This window comes from Pseudomonas sp. HMSC08G10, from assembly GCF_001808425.1.
GTDB lineage: Bacteria > Pseudomonadota > Gammaproteobacteria > Pseudomonadales > Pseudomonadaceae > Aquipseudomonas > Aquipseudomonas guariconensis.
Genome location: NZ_KV793331.1, coordinates 210,971 through 224,834, shown reverse-complemented (window position 1 = coordinate 224,834; position 13,864 = coordinate 210,971). Strand labels below are relative to the sequence as shown.

18 protein-coding genes are annotated in these 13,864 nt (G+C 64.3%); 10 read left to right on the top strand and 8 right to left on the bottom strand.

Annotation, left to right across the window (positions count from 1 at the left end):
* Positions 1-33: 33 nt before the first annotated feature.
* Positions 34-789, top strand: a complete 756-nt coding sequence (locus tag HMPREF3173_RS21020; RefSeq protein WP_070576367.1) for a hypothetical protein — start codon at positions 34-36, stop codon at positions 787-789.
* A gap of 43 nt (positions 790-832) precedes the next feature.
* On the opposite strand, the gene HMPREF3173_RS21015 is transcribed toward HMPREF3173_RS21020, so the two are convergent.
* Positions 833-2,011, bottom strand: coding sequence for an acetyl-CoA C-acetyltransferase (locus tag HMPREF3173_RS21015; protein ID WP_070576364.1), 1,179 nt, complete (start codon positions 2,009-2,011; stop codon positions 833-835).
* 217 nt (positions 2,012-2,228) lie between these two features.
* Here HMPREF3173_RS21015 and HMPREF3173_RS21010 point away from each other — a divergent pair, with 217 nt between their 5' ends.
* The 4 genes from HMPREF3173_RS21010 (at position 2,229) to HMPREF3173_RS20995 (ending at position 5,517) form a co-directional block, all read left to right on the top strand.
* A complete protein-coding gene (locus HMPREF3173_RS21010) occupies positions 2,229-2,498 on the top strand; it encodes a PepSY domain-containing protein (protein WP_070576361.1) in 270 nt (89 codons plus the stop codon).
* Positions 2,498-3,031 (top strand): cytochrome b/b6 domain-containing protein, encoded by a 534-nt coding sequence (locus tag HMPREF3173_RS21005; RefSeq protein ID WP_070576359.1) that lies wholly within the window; start codon positions 2,498-2,500, stop codon positions 3,029-3,031. Before HMPREF3173_RS21010 ends, HMPREF3173_RS21005 begins: the two co-directional genes overlap by 1 nt.
* A gap of 152 nt (positions 3,032-3,183) precedes the next feature.
* A complete protein-coding gene (fabV, locus tag HMPREF3173_RS21000; protein ID WP_070576356.1) occupies positions 3,184-4,395 on the top strand; it encodes an enoyl-ACP reductase FabV in 1,212 nt (403 codons plus the stop codon).
* Positions 4,396-4,608: 213 nt separating this feature from the next.
* On the top strand, positions 4,609-5,517 hold the full coding sequence (locus tag HMPREF3173_RS20995) for an alpha/beta hydrolase family protein (RefSeq protein WP_070576353.1): 909 nt from the start codon (positions 4,609-4,611) through the stop codon (positions 5,515-5,517).
* Positions 5,518-5,550: 33 nt separating this feature from the next.
* Here HMPREF3173_RS20995 and HMPREF3173_RS20990 read toward each other — a convergent pair whose 3' ends face one another.
* The 4 genes from HMPREF3173_RS20990 to HMPREF3173_RS20975 all read right to left on the bottom strand — a co-directional run bounded on the left by HMPREF3173_RS20990 (position 5,551) and on the right by HMPREF3173_RS20975 (position 7,535).
* Positions 5,551-5,892 (bottom strand): HopJ type III effector protein, encoded by a 342-nt coding sequence (locus HMPREF3173_RS20990; protein ID WP_070576350.1) that lies wholly within the window; start codon positions 5,890-5,892, stop codon positions 5,551-5,553.
* Positions 5,885-6,181: a DUF1244 domain-containing protein gene (locus HMPREF3173_RS20985; RefSeq protein WP_043209604.1), complete on the bottom strand. Its 297-nt coding sequence runs from the start codon at positions 6,179-6,181 to the stop codon at positions 5,885-5,887. Before HMPREF3173_RS20985 ends, HMPREF3173_RS20990 begins: the two co-directional genes overlap by 8 nt.
* Before the next feature lie 10 nt (positions 6,182-6,191).
* The gene (folM, locus tag HMPREF3173_RS20980; protein WP_070576347.1) at positions 6,192-6,884 is read right to left on the bottom strand and encodes a dihydromonapterin reductase; all 693 of its coding nucleotides are present in this window, start codon (positions 6,882-6,884) and stop codon (positions 6,192-6,194) included.
* A 78-nt stretch (positions 6,885-6,962) separates the two neighbouring features.
* Positions 6,963-7,535 carry a putative antibiotic biosynthesis monooxygenase gene (locus HMPREF3173_RS20975; RefSeq protein ID WP_070576344.1) on the bottom strand — a complete coding sequence of 191 codons (573 nt, stop codon included), beginning with the start codon at positions 7,533-7,535 and terminating at the stop codon, positions 6,963-6,965.
* 180 nt (positions 7,536-7,715) lie between these two features.
* On the opposite strand from HMPREF3173_RS20975, the gene HMPREF3173_RS20970 reads away from it, so the two are divergent.
* The gene (locus HMPREF3173_RS20970; RefSeq protein WP_083300111.1) at positions 7,716-8,684 is read left to right on the top strand and encodes a MerR family transcriptional regulator; all 969 of its coding nucleotides are present in this window, start codon (positions 7,716-7,718) and stop codon (positions 8,682-8,684) included.
* Here the strand turns inward: HMPREF3173_RS20970 and HMPREF3173_RS20965 are convergent.
* On the bottom strand, positions 8,681-9,274 hold the full coding sequence (locus tag HMPREF3173_RS20965) for a hypothetical protein (RefSeq protein WP_070576341.1): 594 nt from the start codon (positions 9,272-9,274) through the stop codon (positions 8,681-8,683). The genes HMPREF3173_RS20970 and HMPREF3173_RS20965 overlap by 4 nt on opposite strands.
* Positions 9,275-9,333: 59 nt before the next feature.
* Positions 9,334-9,771 (bottom strand): PAS domain S-box protein, encoded by a 438-nt coding sequence (locus tag HMPREF3173_RS20960; RefSeq protein ID WP_070576337.1) that lies wholly within the window; start codon positions 9,769-9,771, stop codon positions 9,334-9,336.
* A gap of 105 nt (positions 9,772-9,876) precedes the next feature.
* Here HMPREF3173_RS20960 and HMPREF3173_RS20955 point away from each other — a divergent pair, with 105 nt between their 5' ends.
* Positions 9,877-10,332 (top strand): flavodoxin, encoded by a 456-nt coding sequence (locus HMPREF3173_RS20955; RefSeq protein ID WP_070576334.1) that lies wholly within the window; start codon positions 9,877-9,879, stop codon positions 10,330-10,332.
* A gap of 92 nt (positions 10,333-10,424) precedes the next feature.
* On the opposite strand, the gene HMPREF3173_RS20950 is transcribed toward HMPREF3173_RS20955, so the two are convergent.
* A complete protein-coding gene (locus HMPREF3173_RS20950) occupies positions 10,425-11,312 on the bottom strand; it encodes a LysR family transcriptional regulator (RefSeq protein ID WP_070576331.1) in 888 nt (295 codons plus the stop codon).
* A 98-nt stretch (positions 11,313-11,410) separates the two neighbouring features.
* On the opposite strand from HMPREF3173_RS20950, the gene HMPREF3173_RS20945 reads away from it, so the two are divergent.
* The 3 genes from HMPREF3173_RS20945 to HMPREF3173_RS20935 all read left to right on the top strand — a co-directional run bounded on the left by HMPREF3173_RS20945 (position 11,411) and on the right by HMPREF3173_RS20935 (position 13,555).
* Complete coding sequence (locus HMPREF3173_RS20945) at positions 11,411-11,797, top strand: CidA/LrgA family protein (protein WP_070576328.1); 387 nt, start codon at positions 11,411-11,413, stop codon at positions 11,795-11,797.
* Positions 11,787-12,473 (top strand): LrgB family protein, encoded by a 687-nt coding sequence (locus HMPREF3173_RS20940; protein WP_070576323.1) that lies wholly within the window; start codon positions 11,787-11,789, stop codon positions 12,471-12,473. The genes HMPREF3173_RS20945 and HMPREF3173_RS20940 overlap by 11 nt, the downstream gene beginning before the upstream one ends.
* Before the next feature lie 176 nt (positions 12,474-12,649).
* Positions 12,650-13,555, top strand: a complete 906-nt coding sequence (locus tag HMPREF3173_RS20935; protein WP_043209585.1) for an alpha/beta fold hydrolase — start codon at positions 12,650-12,652, stop codon at positions 13,553-13,555.
* Positions 13,556-13,864: the final 309 nt, after the last annotated feature.

Genomic DNA, 13,864 nt, shown 5'->3' with positions numbered 1-13,864 from the left:
CGATCGCGGCCTCCCCCCATGGATGATTGTTCGATGCAAAAGAGCGGATACCTGTGCCTGGCGTTCATGATCGCCGTCGGCTTCCCGAGTTTTTTCCTCGATCGTGAGCTGATGATGGCTTCATTGCTCGCGATTGCGGCCTTCTCGTTTGGCTACTTCGTGTTCTACCTCATCCGCCACAAGCTCTATCACGGGATGCTGCAGGGCATCTTGCTGTCGCTGTTGGTGATCGCTTTCAGCTTCGTGCCGGTGTTGGGCTGGATCGTGCTCATTGGCTTTGTGCTCTACAACATCGCCAAGGCGGTGGAGGGGCTCAAGGTCCTGGTGCCGGACGTGCTGGTCAGTGCGCTGATCTATGGGCTGCTGACGGCACGGGTGGCGTTCGATGTGCGTGACCTGCTGGCCATCTCGGTCTTGGCGATGATCTATCTGTGCGTGTGCGTGCAGTACTGCCGCCGCCTACAGGGGCTGGGCACGGAGCTGGCGCTGTTCAAGATGAGCATCATGTGGCTGTCGATTCCGTTCGTGGTGCTGACTATCGTGTCCATCGTCTCGGCGCTGGGCAATCTGTTCCGCACTGTCAGCTCGACCTTCACCCGCACGATACTGACGCCCCAGACGGTCTCGGCCCATATGCGCGCGGGCGTTCAAGTGGCCGAGTACACCCGCCACGTGCAGAGCTCCGTGACGCAAACCGTGACCCAGGTGCTGCCGGGTGCAGGCGCCACCATCGCGGGGGCCTCGGGTGGCCTGGCGGGCGATGTGAAGCAGGCCAAGGGCAAGGTGTGAGGCCCAGGCCATAGGGGGCGCTCTGCGCCCCCAGGGCGATGGATCAGCGCTCGATCGCCAGTGCCACGCCTTGCCCGCCGCCGATGCACAGCGTCGCCAGGCCTTTCTTGGCGTCACGCTTGATCATTTCGTGCAGCAGGGTCACCAGCACGCGGCAGCCCGAAGCACCGATGGGGTGGCCCAGGGCGATGGCGCCGCCGTTGACATTGACGCGCTCGGCGTTCCATTCCAGCGCTTTGCCCACGGCCAGGGCCTGGGCGGCGAAGGCTTCGTTGGCCTCGATCAGGTCCAGCTCACCCAGTTGCCAGCCGGCTTTGTCCAGGCAGCGCTGGGTGGCCGAGACAGGGCCGATGCCCATGATCGCCGGGTCCACGCCTGCACTGGCGTAGGCGCTGATCTTCGCCAGCACCGGCAGGCCCAGGGCCTTGGCCTTGTTCGCGCTCATCAGCAGCACGGCGGCGGCGCCGTCGTTGAGGCTGGAGGCGTTGCCGGCGGTGACGCTGCCGTCTTTCTTGAAGGCCGGGCGCAGTTTGCCCAGGGATTCGGCGGTGGTGCCGGGGCGCGGTTGCTCGTCGGTGTCGAACACCAGCGGCTCGCCTTTTTTCTGCGGCAGGACGATCGGGGTGATCTCATCCTTGAAGCGGCCCGCCTCGATGGCGGCCACCGCCTTGCGCTGGGACTCGGCGGCAAAGGCGTCCTGCTGCTCGCGGGTGAGGCTGTATTTTTCCACCAGGTTCTCGGCGGTGATGCCCATGTGGTAGTCGTTGAAGGCATCCCACAGGCCGTCGGTGATCATGGTGTCGACCAGTTGGCCGTGGCCCATGCGCTGGCCGGTTCGGGCCGAGGGCAGGACGTAGGGCGCAAGGCTCATGTTCTCCTGGCCGCCGGCGATCACCACTTCGGCATCGCCGCAGCGGATGGCCTGGGCAGCCAGGTGCAGGGCCTTGAGGCCCGAGCCGCAGACCTTGTTCAGGGTCAGGGCGGGCACGCTGTAGGGCAGGCCGGCCTTGATCGCGGCCTGGCGCGCCGGGTTCTGGCCGGCGCCGGCGGTCAGCACCTGGCCGAGGATCACCTCGTCGACCTGGGCCGGGTCCAGTTGGGTCTGCTCCAGCAGGCGCTTGATGACGGCGGCGCCCAGGTCCACGGCGGGCACATGGGCCAGGGCACCCTGGAAGCTGCCGATGGCGGTACGGGTGGCGGCGACGATGACCACGTCGTTCATCTTGTTGTTCTCCGTGCAAGGGGTGGACGCCGGCTCGGCGTATTACCGGCAGCATCGGCGGGTTTGGTTCATTTGTTAAGTTTGTTTTTCTTTTGCATTGATCTGAAATTCAAATCAATGGTGTCGTTTCAGGGCGTCCGTAGGCCGCTGGCACTAAGCTTGGCTTCAGCTTCGCGTCGCACACTGCGGCTTCCCATCACAAACGGAGCTTCCCGTCATGCGCCATATCCTGATCGCCACTGCCTTGGTCCTCGCCAGTGCCAGCGCCTTCGCCGAACCCAAATGCACCACCGCCGAGCGCAGCACCTGGCAGGACGCCGACCAGTTCCAGGCCCAGCTCAAGGAGCAGGGCTACCGCATCAACAAGTTCAAGATCACCAAGGGCAACTGCTACGAGATCTACGGCTTCGACAAGGACGGACGCAAGGTCGAGATCTACCACGACCCGGTGAGCGGCAAGGCGGTCAAGAGCGAGATCCATGACTGATGGCCAGCGTGCGGCTCTGGGACCCCTTGCTCAGGTGCTGCCACTGGTCGCTGGTGTTCGTGTTCTTCGCCAACTCGTTCTTCAACGAGGAAGGTGACGACTGGCACCAGTGGTTGGGCTACTACGCACTCGGTGTGGTGATCGTGCGCCTGGTGTGGGGCTTCGTCGGGCCGCGCAGTGCGCGCTGGGCGGACTTCTGGCCGACCCCGACGCGCCTTGCGGCGCATGCCCGGGCCTTGCGGCGGGGTGAGCATTACCATCGGCTGGGTCATACGCCAATCGGCGGACTGGTGATGGTGCTGATGCTCGCCTGCGTCGTAGGGCTGGGAGTGACCGGCTGGCTGTCCCAGGAGGTAGACGCCCTGTGGGGCGTCGATTGGCCCAACGACGTGCACAGCTTCCTGGCCAACGCGCTGCTGGCGCTGGTCTGTGTGCATCTGCTCGCGGCACTGGTCGAAAGCTTGCGCTTGAAGGAAAACCTGCCCCTGTCGATGCTCACCGGGCGTCGGCGTCAGCCCCACGACCCGCGATGACTGCACGCCTGAGCGCCAGGTTGTTTTTGAATCGCGCCAATCACCCCCGTAATATGTGTCGGATAACCTGCGGGGGTAGTCTCACCCTCTGATCAAACGGAACCGTCCCCTGCGGCGCGCTTCCTCGGCACAAACCTGAAGAGGTACAGACATTGGCCATCATTCATCCTAAGGTTCGCGGTTTCATCTGCACCACGACTCACCCGAAGGGCTGCGAGCTCAACGTCCGTGACCAGATCGAAGCCACCCGCAAGCTGGGCGTGCGCGAGGATGGTCCGAAGAAGGTCTTGGTCATCGGCGCATCCAGCGGCTACGGCCTGGCGGCGCGCATCACCGCAGCCTTCGGCTTCAAGGCCGACACCCTGGGCGTGTTCTTCGAAAAGCCGGGCACCGAGACCAAGGCCGGTACCGCGGGTTGGTACAACGCCGCTGCCTTCGACAAGTTCGCCAAGCAAGCCGGCCTGTACAGCAAGTCGATCAACGGCGATGCCTTCTCCGACGAAGCCCGCGCCAAGGTCATCGAGCTGATCAAGAACGAAATGGGCGGCAAGGTCGACCTGGTCGTCTACTCTCTGGCCTCGCCCGTACGCAAGCTGCCGCAGACCGGTGAACTGGTGCGCTCGGCGCTCAAGCCGATCGGCCAGCCGTACAAGTCGACCGCCATCGACACCAACAAGGACACCATCATCGAGGCCAGCATCGAGCCGGCCACCGAGCAGGAAATCGCCGACACCGTCACCGTCATGGGTGGCCAGGACTGGCAATTGTGGATCGACGCCCTGAGCCAAGCCGACGTGCTGGCCGAAGGCGCACGCACCGTGGCTTTCAGCTACATCGGCACTGAAATCACTTGGCCGATCTACTGGCACGGCGCCCTGGGCCAGGCCAAGCAGGACCTGGACGAAACCGCCCTGCGTCTGGACAAGAAGCTGGCCAGCGAAATCAAGGGCGGCGCCAACGTGGCAGTGCTCAAGTCGGTGGTCACCCAGGCCAGCTCGGCTATTCCGGTGATGCCGCTGTACCTGTCGATGGTCTTCAAGATCATGCAGGAGAAGGGCGTTCACGAAGGCACCCAGGACCAGCTGGACCGCATGTTCCGCGACCGCATGTACCGCGCCGACGGCGCACCGATGCCGGTGGACGAGAAGGCCCGCCTGCGTCTGGACGACTGGGAACTGCGCGACGACGTACAGGACGCCTGCAAGGCCCTGTGGCCGCAAGTGACCACCGAGAACCTGTTCCAGCTGACCGACTATGCCGGTTACAAGAAGCAGTTCCTCAATCTGTTCGGCTTCGAGCGCGCTGACGTCAACTACGACGAAGACGTCGCCACCGATGTGAAGTTCGACTGCATCGAGCTGTAAGCCTGTCGCCCCATCGTTGGGGCGATACTCGCTGAAGCCTGCAAGCCCTCTCGCAGGCTTCGCCAGCGCCCACACGCGCAGCGCCTTCCAGGTGTTGCGCGGGCTCCGTGGGAGCAGGTGTAGCCTGCGACGGGCTGCGCAGCGGCTCCTGCTAGGGGATGGCTGAAGACGCTTTTTTTGCTAGCGTTGGCGCACCACTGCAGGGAGCGCGTCATGAGCAGCCTGACCCAGCCCGCCACCGCCTTTCGCCATACCACCGCCGACGGCTACAGCCTCGGAGGCTTCCTCTGGCGCCACGCTTCCCCCGACCCCCAGCGCCCGCTGGTGATCATCAACGCCGCCACCTCGGTGCGCTGCCGCTACTACTCGCGCTTTGCCGACTATCTGTTCGCCCAGGGCTTCGACGTGCTGACCTACGACTATCGTGGCATCGGCGAGTCGCGGCCGGCTTCGTTGCGCGGCTTCAAGGCGTCGTGGAGCGACTGGGGGCGGCTGGACTTCGAGGCGATGCTGCAATTGGCCGCCGAGCGCTTCGCGGGCCAGCCGGTGGATGTGGTGGCCCACAGTTTCGGCGGCTGCGCGGTGGGGCTCGCGCCGTCCGGCGGGCGGGTGCGACGGGGGGGGATGGTCGGCGCGCAGTTCGCTTACTGGCGCGACTACGCGGCGAACGAGCGCTGGCGGCTGGTAGGTAAATGGCACGTGGTGATGCCCTTGCTGACCCGACTGTGCGGGTATTTCCCGGGCAAGCGCCTGGGCTGGATGGAGGACACGCCGGCGGGTGTGGTGCACGACTGGACCACTCGCACGCCGCGCTACGAGCACCGCCCCAGTGGACGAACGCTGGCGCAGTTGCCGTTCGCCCAAGTGCAGGCGGCGACCTTGGCGATCAGCCTCACGGACGACCCGTTCGGGACCGTGGCGGCGACCGAGCGGTTACTGGGCTACCTGCAGCACGCCGAGCGGCGGCACCTGCGGTTGGCGCCTGGAGATATCTCGGTCGCGCAGATCGGGCATTTCGCGTTCTTCCATGACCGCTTCCGCGAGACGCTCTGGCCGATTGCCCTGGCCTGGTTGCAGCAGGGCAGGCTGCCTGAAGCGGTACCGGGACGGATCATCAGCTGAGGTGGCCTGGGCCGCAAAGCGGCCCCGGCGATATCAGGCGTTACGCTTGAGCGGCTGCTCGGCGAAGGTGACGCCGGCCAGCCCGTGCTTGATCAGTGCACGGATGTTGCCATGGTCGCTGCCTTCGGGGGTGGCCAGCACGCTGCGGTAGTGCTCGCCGAATGCCAACAGGGCTTCCTGGTCGCTCAAGCCTTCGAGCAGGGCCAGACCCAGGGTCTTGCACGAGCCTTCGTTCTGGCCGGCGGCGTTTTCGACGCCACCATTGCTGAAGGCCTGGGGCTGGTAGCTGTAGTTCGCGGCGATGAACGCCAGGGTGTCGGCGAAAGCATGCTCGCCGCTGGCGAGGCTGTTACGCAGGGTGGACAGATCAGTCACGTGGCTTTCCTTTTTCGAACGCCGCTTGTTGGTCGGCGCTGGCTTCTTTCTGGTACTGGGCTTTCCAATCGGCATAAGGCATGCCGTAGACCTTCTCCCGGGCATCGTCCAGGCTGACGTCGATCTGGCGCTCGTCGGCGGCGGCCTTGTACCACTTGGACAGGCAGTTGCGGCAGAAGCCGGAGAGGTTCATCAGGTCGATGTTCTGCACGTCGGTGCGCTTTTGCAGGTGTTCGACCAGGCGCCGGAACGCGGCGGCCTCGAGTTCGAGCTGTTGTTGCGGGGTCATGGGGCTTCCCTCAGGTCATGCGGTTCTTCAGGTGGCGGCCACCGTTGATGACCACCTGGCTGCCGGTGCTGTACTGGCTTTCGAGCAGGAACATCACCGCCTCGATCAGCGGGCGGGCGCCGGGCTCGAACTCCAGCAGGGCTTTTTTCAGGGTCTGCTGGCGGTAGGCGTCGTCGCCACCTTCCTTGAGGATCAGCAGGCCCGGCAGGATACCGTTGACGCGCACCTTCGGCGCGTATTTTTCGGCGAACGACAGCACCATGTTCTGCAGCGCGGCCTTGGTCGCGGCGTAGCCGATGTGGCTCTTGCTGCCGCGAGAGGAGGTTTCGTCGCAGATGTGGATGATGTCGGCCTTCTCGACCTTGCCCAGCAGATCGCCCAGGGCCAGGTTGAGGTGATAGGGCGCCTCGACGTGCAGGCGGAACATGGTCTGCAGGTTGTCCAGGCCATCGTCCAGCCACAGCGAGGCGTTGTGGATGATCGCTCGCAGGCCGTCGTAATGGCTTTGCAGGTACTCGATCAGCGCCTGCCGGTCGGGCTCCTGGCACAGGTCGGCGCGAACCTGCACGATGTTCGGGTGGGGCGTTTGTGGGTGAATGCTGCGGCTGGCGCTGATCACCGTATGGCCGGCCTGTGCCAGTTCAAGGGCCAGGGCCAGCCCGACGCGCTGGCTGGCGCCGGTGACGAGGATTGGGCTGTTCATGATCGGGGCGTCAACTTGTCTGTCCTTGCATTGATGCCCCAGCATACCCGAACTGTTTCGCTCTTGTGCGGCTGTGCCTCAGCGGCTGCGCAGCCCGCGCGACGTCTGGCCGGTGGCAGGTACTGTTGGGTTCAGCCAGCCGGCCAGCAGACGGGTGGACAGCGGGATGAACAGGTAGACCATCACCGGCGTCAGGGCCAGGGTGCTGATCAGTACCCGTGGCAGCAGATCCAGCGGCGCCAGCCAGTGGCCGAACAGCACGTTGAACAGCAGCGAGACCGGAAAGAATGCCAGCCAGATGGCGGTTGCTTGCTTCCAGCGTGGCGGTTTTTGCACTGTATTGGTGCCGAACCAGTCGTCCAGGCCGCTGACGCGCCTCTCTTTGGGGCGTTCGAACAGGCCGTCGCCACGTTGCAGCCAGGCCCGGCGCGAGGCCGAATGCTCCCACGCGTGCAGGGTGGATTCGTTGGTGAAGCGGAAGATGATCTGGAACTCATCACCCTCGGCCGGTGGCGCGAGGATGCCCGAGCCCAAATAGCCGGGGAAGTCGGTGGCCAACTGCTCGCCTTCATGGAGCCAGGCCAGCAGGTCCTGGTAACGGCCATGGGCGGCGCGGCGCGACACCATCAGGGTGACGGGAGGGGTAGACATCGTGTATCTCCTGGCGACGGGGCTGGCGGGTAGCTGGCCCCTAGGCTTTCATCACCCGGGGTGGTGGGCGATGCGAGCAGGCTTGCAAGAATCGGGCACGGATTATCGCTCAGGATTCGTGACCGGTCAGTGTCAGCCGGCGGATGGTTGCACTGACCTGGCGGAGTGTCCCGGCGTAGAATGCAGAATCTGAAACAAGAGGCGTTGTCCGTGCACATCAATGATCAGGTGGCCACCTCGGCCGGCCTGGAACACCAAGAGCTGTTCCCCATTCGCGAAGTGGCCCGGCTGACCGGTGTCAACCCTGTGACCCTGCGCGCCTGGGAGCGCCGCTACGGGTTGATCCAGCCCACCCGCACCGACAGTGGCCATCGTCTCTATTCCCAGGCCGATATCGACGATATCCGCAGCATCCTCGGCTGGCTGGAGCGTGGCGTGGCGGTGAGCAAGGTGGGCAGTATCCTGGCCCGCAATCAGGACGTGACGCAGGATGGCCAAGGCGCTGGCAATGCCGACGAGCTGGCCGGCTGGCGCGGCCAGGTGCAGGAGGCGACCCAGCGTTTCGATGGCCTGGCACTGGAACGGTTGTTCGACCAAGTGTTTGCCTGCCACGCCCTGGACGCGGTGTTCGATGAGGTCTTCATGCCTGTCTGGCGCGGCTTGCGAGCGGGGCAGGGCAGTTTTGGCCGGGTCAGTGAGTGGTTGTTCCTCGACCAGTTTTTGCGAGGCAAGGTGCTGCTGAGACTGCAGCTGTCGCGCGGGCCCTGGAGCCAGCGCGTGGTGCTGGCGCCGTTGTCGGGCCAATGCCATGAGCTGGAGTTGCTGGTGGCGGGGCTGTTGCTGGGCAGCGACGAGGTGGGCGTCACGGTGCTGGCGACCGGGCAGCCCATGGAGGAGCTGGCGCTGGTGTGCGAGCGCCTCGCGCCCGATGCCTTGGTGATGTTCTCCCATCAGCCCCCCACTCAGGCGCTGGGCAAGCGCCTGGCGCGGCTGACCCTCGGCGTTGGGTGTCCGGTGTTGCTGGCGGGGGAGGTGGCGGAGCTGGCCCAGGAACAGCTGGGCGGTAGCCCGGTCGCCTGCCTTGGCGCGCAAGGCAGCCTGATGCGCAGGCGCTTGCGCCAGTACCTGGCCGGGCAGTTGGATACTTAGGCGTGCATCTGCTGATGGGCCTGGAGGATGTACTCGCGCAGGCGCTCGAGGTCGTCGGCCGGGCTGCGGGACAGGTCGTAGGCGGCCAGGTCCGGGCCGATGCGCCGGCGCAGCACGCCTTTGAGGCGGATGGGTTCGATGCCCTCGGGGGCGAAGTTCAGGGCGAAGCGCACCGGCGCCTCGGGTAGATCCTGCACTTGCACCAGGGTGCCTTTGGAGGAAATGTCCCGGATCCACAGGCCGCTCTGCTTGCCACGGGCATCCAGCAGCGGGGCCGGCTGCTCCAGCGAAAGACGCCAAGGGCGCGGGGTGGGGCCTTCTTCGAAGATTTCAGGCGAACCCACCTGCAGATGCACGGCATGGAACTCGTCTTCGACCAGCTGCAGCGGGAAGCTGATCTGCTGGTTGTTGTACTGGGCCTGAAGCGTGACTTGTTCATTAGCCACCAGGCGGGCGAGCAGTTCCTGCACATGGCGGTCGCCATTGACCAGCAGGCTCGACATGGAGTCGGACACATTGAACTGGGGCGAATGCTGCATGTCCTGGATAAAATCCAGTTCGTCCTGGGTCAGGAGGGCATGTGCTTGCATGATCGGGCTCGAAGGTGGCGATTTCTTCAAGGGGATTGACCGCGCGCAAAGCGCTTCGTTCAGCTACGTTCGTCGGATTCCAGCGCGTGCAGCCGGGCCTGCGCTTGGGCCAGTGCCCGCTCCAGTTCCACCTGACGGCTGACGTCCTTTTGGATGCCGATGAAATAGGTGCGCTGGTCAGCCGGGTTGTGCACCGGCGTGATCGAGAGTTCGTTCCAGAAGGCGCTGCCATCTTTGCGGTAGTTGCGCAGCACCTCCCGGCACGGCCGGCCTTCGGTCAGGGCCTTGCGGATCCGCGCGCGGCCGAGTTGGTCGCGATCATCGGCCTGCAAGAAGCGGCAGTCCTGGTAGAGAATCTCGTTGCGGGCATAGCCAGTCAGGCGTTCGAACGCTGCGTTCACGTAGATCAGGATGGTGTCGTCGCCTTCCTGTTCGGCGACCACGATTCCGTCGTTCGACGCATCGATCATCGATTGCAGCAGTTGCGCGTTGATCATGTCCGAGCCTTGGGCAAGCGGGGGACTTTGGTGGGAGTGCGGCCTTTTGCCACGGGTGAATGCTAGTATCCTACGTTTTCACTCAGTTTCGGAATCCTCTGCCCGATGAAAGTCGCCATTATTTCAGGCTCGGTGTATGGCACCGCCGAAGAAGTCGCCCGTCACGCCGAGTCTTTGCTCAAAGCCGCCGGTTTCGACGCCTGGCATGCCGCCCGTGCCAACCTCCAGGACCTGCAGGGCTTTGCCCCGGATGCCTTGTTGGCCGTGACCTCCACCACTGGCATGGGCGAGCTGCCGGACAACCTGATGCCGCTGTACAGCACGATCCGCGACACCCTGCCGGCTGCCTGGCGAGGATTGCCCGGCGCGGTGATCGGCTTGGGCGATTCCAGCTATGGCGATACCTACTGCGGTGGTGGCGAGCAGATGCGCGAGCTGTTTGCCGAACTGGGCGTGCGGGAAGTACTGCCGATGCTGCGCTTGGATGCCAGCGAGACCGTGACCCCCGAGGCTGATGCCGAGCCGTGGCTGGCTGAGCTGGCGGCGGCGCTCAAGGCTTGATACAGGCACGGCCCGTTCGCGGGTGGACCCCTACAAGCTCAACGCTATCCTTGTGGGCGCGGGTTTACCCCGCGAACAGGACGTCGCCGCGGCTACAGGCCCGACGCAGGCCGTTCGCGCACCAACTGCAACCACGCCTGTGCTGCTTTCGACAGGTAGGCCCCACGGCGCCAGATGAATGCGATGTCCCAGCGCAGATCCGGTGGGTTCAATGGCACCCGCACCACGCCCGGGCGCTCCAGCGCCCGCGCCACGACCCGCGGCAGCAGCACCACCCCTTGCCCGGCCGCCACCAGCGCGGCCAGAAAGTCCGCTTGCCCGCTGCGTCCCCCTTCCTTGGGCGTGAAGCCTAGTTGCTGGCAGGCACCGAGCAGTCGGTCATTGAGCACGAAACTGCGCTGATACAGCAGAAACGGTGTGTCCGCCAACTGCAGCAACTCGATCTGGGGCTCCTTCGCCAAGACATGCGCCTGGGGCAACAGCGCATCGAGCGGCTCATCGCAGAATGGCTGGTACTCGAACGCCGGGTCCGTGGGCGTGATGCAACCGCCCAGCTCCAGTTCGCCACTGCTGACGGCCTGTTCCACCGTGCGGCTGCCGCCTTCGATCAGCTGGATCGAAATGTTCGGGTGACGCCGCCGGTATTCGGCGAACAAACCGGCGAACAGCGCATCGCTGCCCAGCAGCGGCAAACCCAGGCGCAGTTCGCCGCGGGCCATCTGGCTGAGATCGTCCAGCTCGTTGTGCAGCTCCTGGTGCTGGCGCAGCAATGCCTCGCCGCGTGCCAGGACGATGCGCCCGGCGGCGGTCAGGTGCAATTGCGAGCCTTGGCGCTCCAGCAAGGGCTGACCTAGGGCCTGCTCGAGTTGCGCGACTTGTTTGCTCACGGCGGACTGACTGATGTGCAGGGTCTGCGCCGCCTGGGTGAAGCCCCCGCGGTGCACGACTTCGATGAAGCTGCGAAGCTGCTTGAATTCCATGGTTCGAATTCCGTTTTGGAATGGCGATCAGTCTAACAATTCGCTTCTGGCCTAGGCAGGGCAAATCTAGAATGGACCCCAGCCGAGGACCCTTCCCAATGAAACCCGCCTTACTGAAAAAATACCTGCGCCTGCTCGTCGAGCTGGCGATCCTGCTTGCCTTGTTTCTGCTCGGCGGCCAGCTTTCCACTTGGCTGGGATGGCCGATTCCGGGTGGGGTGATGGGCTTGGCCTTGCTCCTGCTGTTGTTCGCCTGCGGCGTGCTCAAACCTGCCACCTTGCAGGCCGGCGCGGGTTGGTTGATGGCTGAAATGCTGCTGTTTTTCATTCCGGCGCTGATGAGCCTGCTGGACTACGGTGGCCTGCTGCGCAGCGAGGGTTGGCGCATCCTGCTGGTGATCGCAGTGAGCACCCTGATGGTGATGGTGGTGACCGCCGTCACGGTGGAACTGGTCTGCCGCTGGAGGCTGCGCCATGAGCCTTGAGCCAATGCCGTTGTTCTGGCTTGTCCTGACCCTTGTTGCTTACTTGGGCAGCCGCTGGCTGTACCGGCGCAGTGGGCGCTATGTCCTGTCGCCGCTGATTCTGGTGCCGGCATTGCTGTTGGCGGTGGCCGTGCCGCTGCACACCGCCTATGCCGAGTACGCGCGCGACACCCACTGGTTGATGGGCGTGCTGGGGCCGGTGACCGTGGCCTTCGCGGTGCCGATCTGGCAGCAGCGGATGATGCTGGCGCGCCATTGGCCGGCGCTGTTGGTGGGCATGCTGGCCGGTAGCATGGCTTCGATCGCCAGCTCCTGGGGCCTGGCGCACCTGCTGGCACTCGACAATGCGGTGAGCCGGTCGTTGTTGCCGCGCTCGATCACCACGCCCTTTGCCATGCCCTTGGCCCAAGACCTGGGCGGCGTGCCGGAGCTGACGGCGGTGTTCGTCATGTTCACCGGCGTACTTGGCGCCATGTTCGGGGGCGTGTTGCTGCGCGTGCTGCCTTTGCGTACGCCCCTGGCCCGTGGCGCGCTGTTTGGCGTCGGTGCCCATGGCGCCGGGGTCAGCCGGGCGCAGGAGGTGGGCCGTGAGGAAGGCTCGGTGGCCGGCTTGGTCATGGTGCTCACCGGCCTGCTCAACCTGTTCGCCGGCCCCCTGTTAGCAAGACTGCTGTGACCGTTCGTGCCCCTGACCCGCAAAGCCAGCAAGCTGGCTGCCAACGCAAGTTTCGTCGCCCGGTGTGCTGGCTAGACTGAGCCTCGACATAGAGAGCACATGTAAGTGCCGAGGTAACTTGCAATGAACGCAGCCCTGCCTTATGACGCCAACACTTATCTACCGGGACAACACTGATGCCACTGGCCGAAATACCATTGTGCGTCTGGCGTACCCGAGCTCAGAGTTTTGCCTTTCGGGGCCAGACCATCCGCTACTGGACAGCAGGGCAGGGAGAGCCACTGCTTCTACTTCACGGTTTCCCCACGGCCAGCTGGGATTGGCACTACCTGTGGGTACCCTTGACCCAGCGCTTTCGTGTGGTCGCTTGCGACATGCTCGGCTTTGGCGACTCGGCCAAGCCGCTGGACCATGACTACAGCCTGATGGAGCAAGCCGACCTGCAACAGGCCTTGCTCGCCCATCTGAACATCGATCAGCCTGTGCATTTGCTGGCCCACGACTACGGCGGCACCGTTGCCCAGGAGTTGCTGGCGCGCCACTGTGAACAACGCATCGAGATCGCCAGCTGCGCGTTCCTCAACAGTGGGCTGTTCCCAGAGTGCTACCAGGTCTTGCTGGTGCAAAAGCTGCTGCTCAGCCCCCTAGGCTGGCTGGTGTCCCGCAGCTTTGGGCGCGATGACTTGGTGCGCAACGTCAGCCATATTTATGGCCCTTGCACGCACCCGAGCGAAAGTGCCCTGGATGATTATTGGAGTCTGATCGTTGCCAATCGCGGCACGCGCATCCTGCACAAGCTGATCGGTTACCTGCCCGAGCGACGCCTGCACCGTGAGCGGTGGGTGGGCGCCTTGCTGCGACGATGTGTACCGCTGCGTTTCATCAATGGCGTGGCCGATCCGCTGTCAGGCGCGCGGATGCTCGAGCGCTACCGGCAGTTGGTACCCGACCCCGACACCGTGGCGCTGCCGGGCATTGGGCACTATCCCCACACCGAGGCTCCGCAACAGGTGCTGCGCCATTACCTGTCGTTTCGTGAACAGCCGATGATCGAGGCGCCACGCAAGGTGGCCTGGTCCTAAGGGGTGGCAGGCATAAAAAAGGCCGCTGCATCGCAGCGGCCAATCGAGACGTTAGATCAAGGAGCTTCAAAATCAACGTCGGTGAACCTTGGTGGCCCGAAAGGCTGGGGGGCGCCTTCGTACCGATCCAATGCCGTAAGAATAGGTGTATCTCGATGTGGGAAAAACACCTCCTTATGACATTCACCTTTACATTGCCGGTGATAATCCTTCCCCTCGTCTCGAGGCTCATTGCGGCGTTTTCAGTAGGTTCTTCAGGTCTGAACGTAGATTCGTACACCTGCATTTCCATCAGCTTTCTTCTTTCTG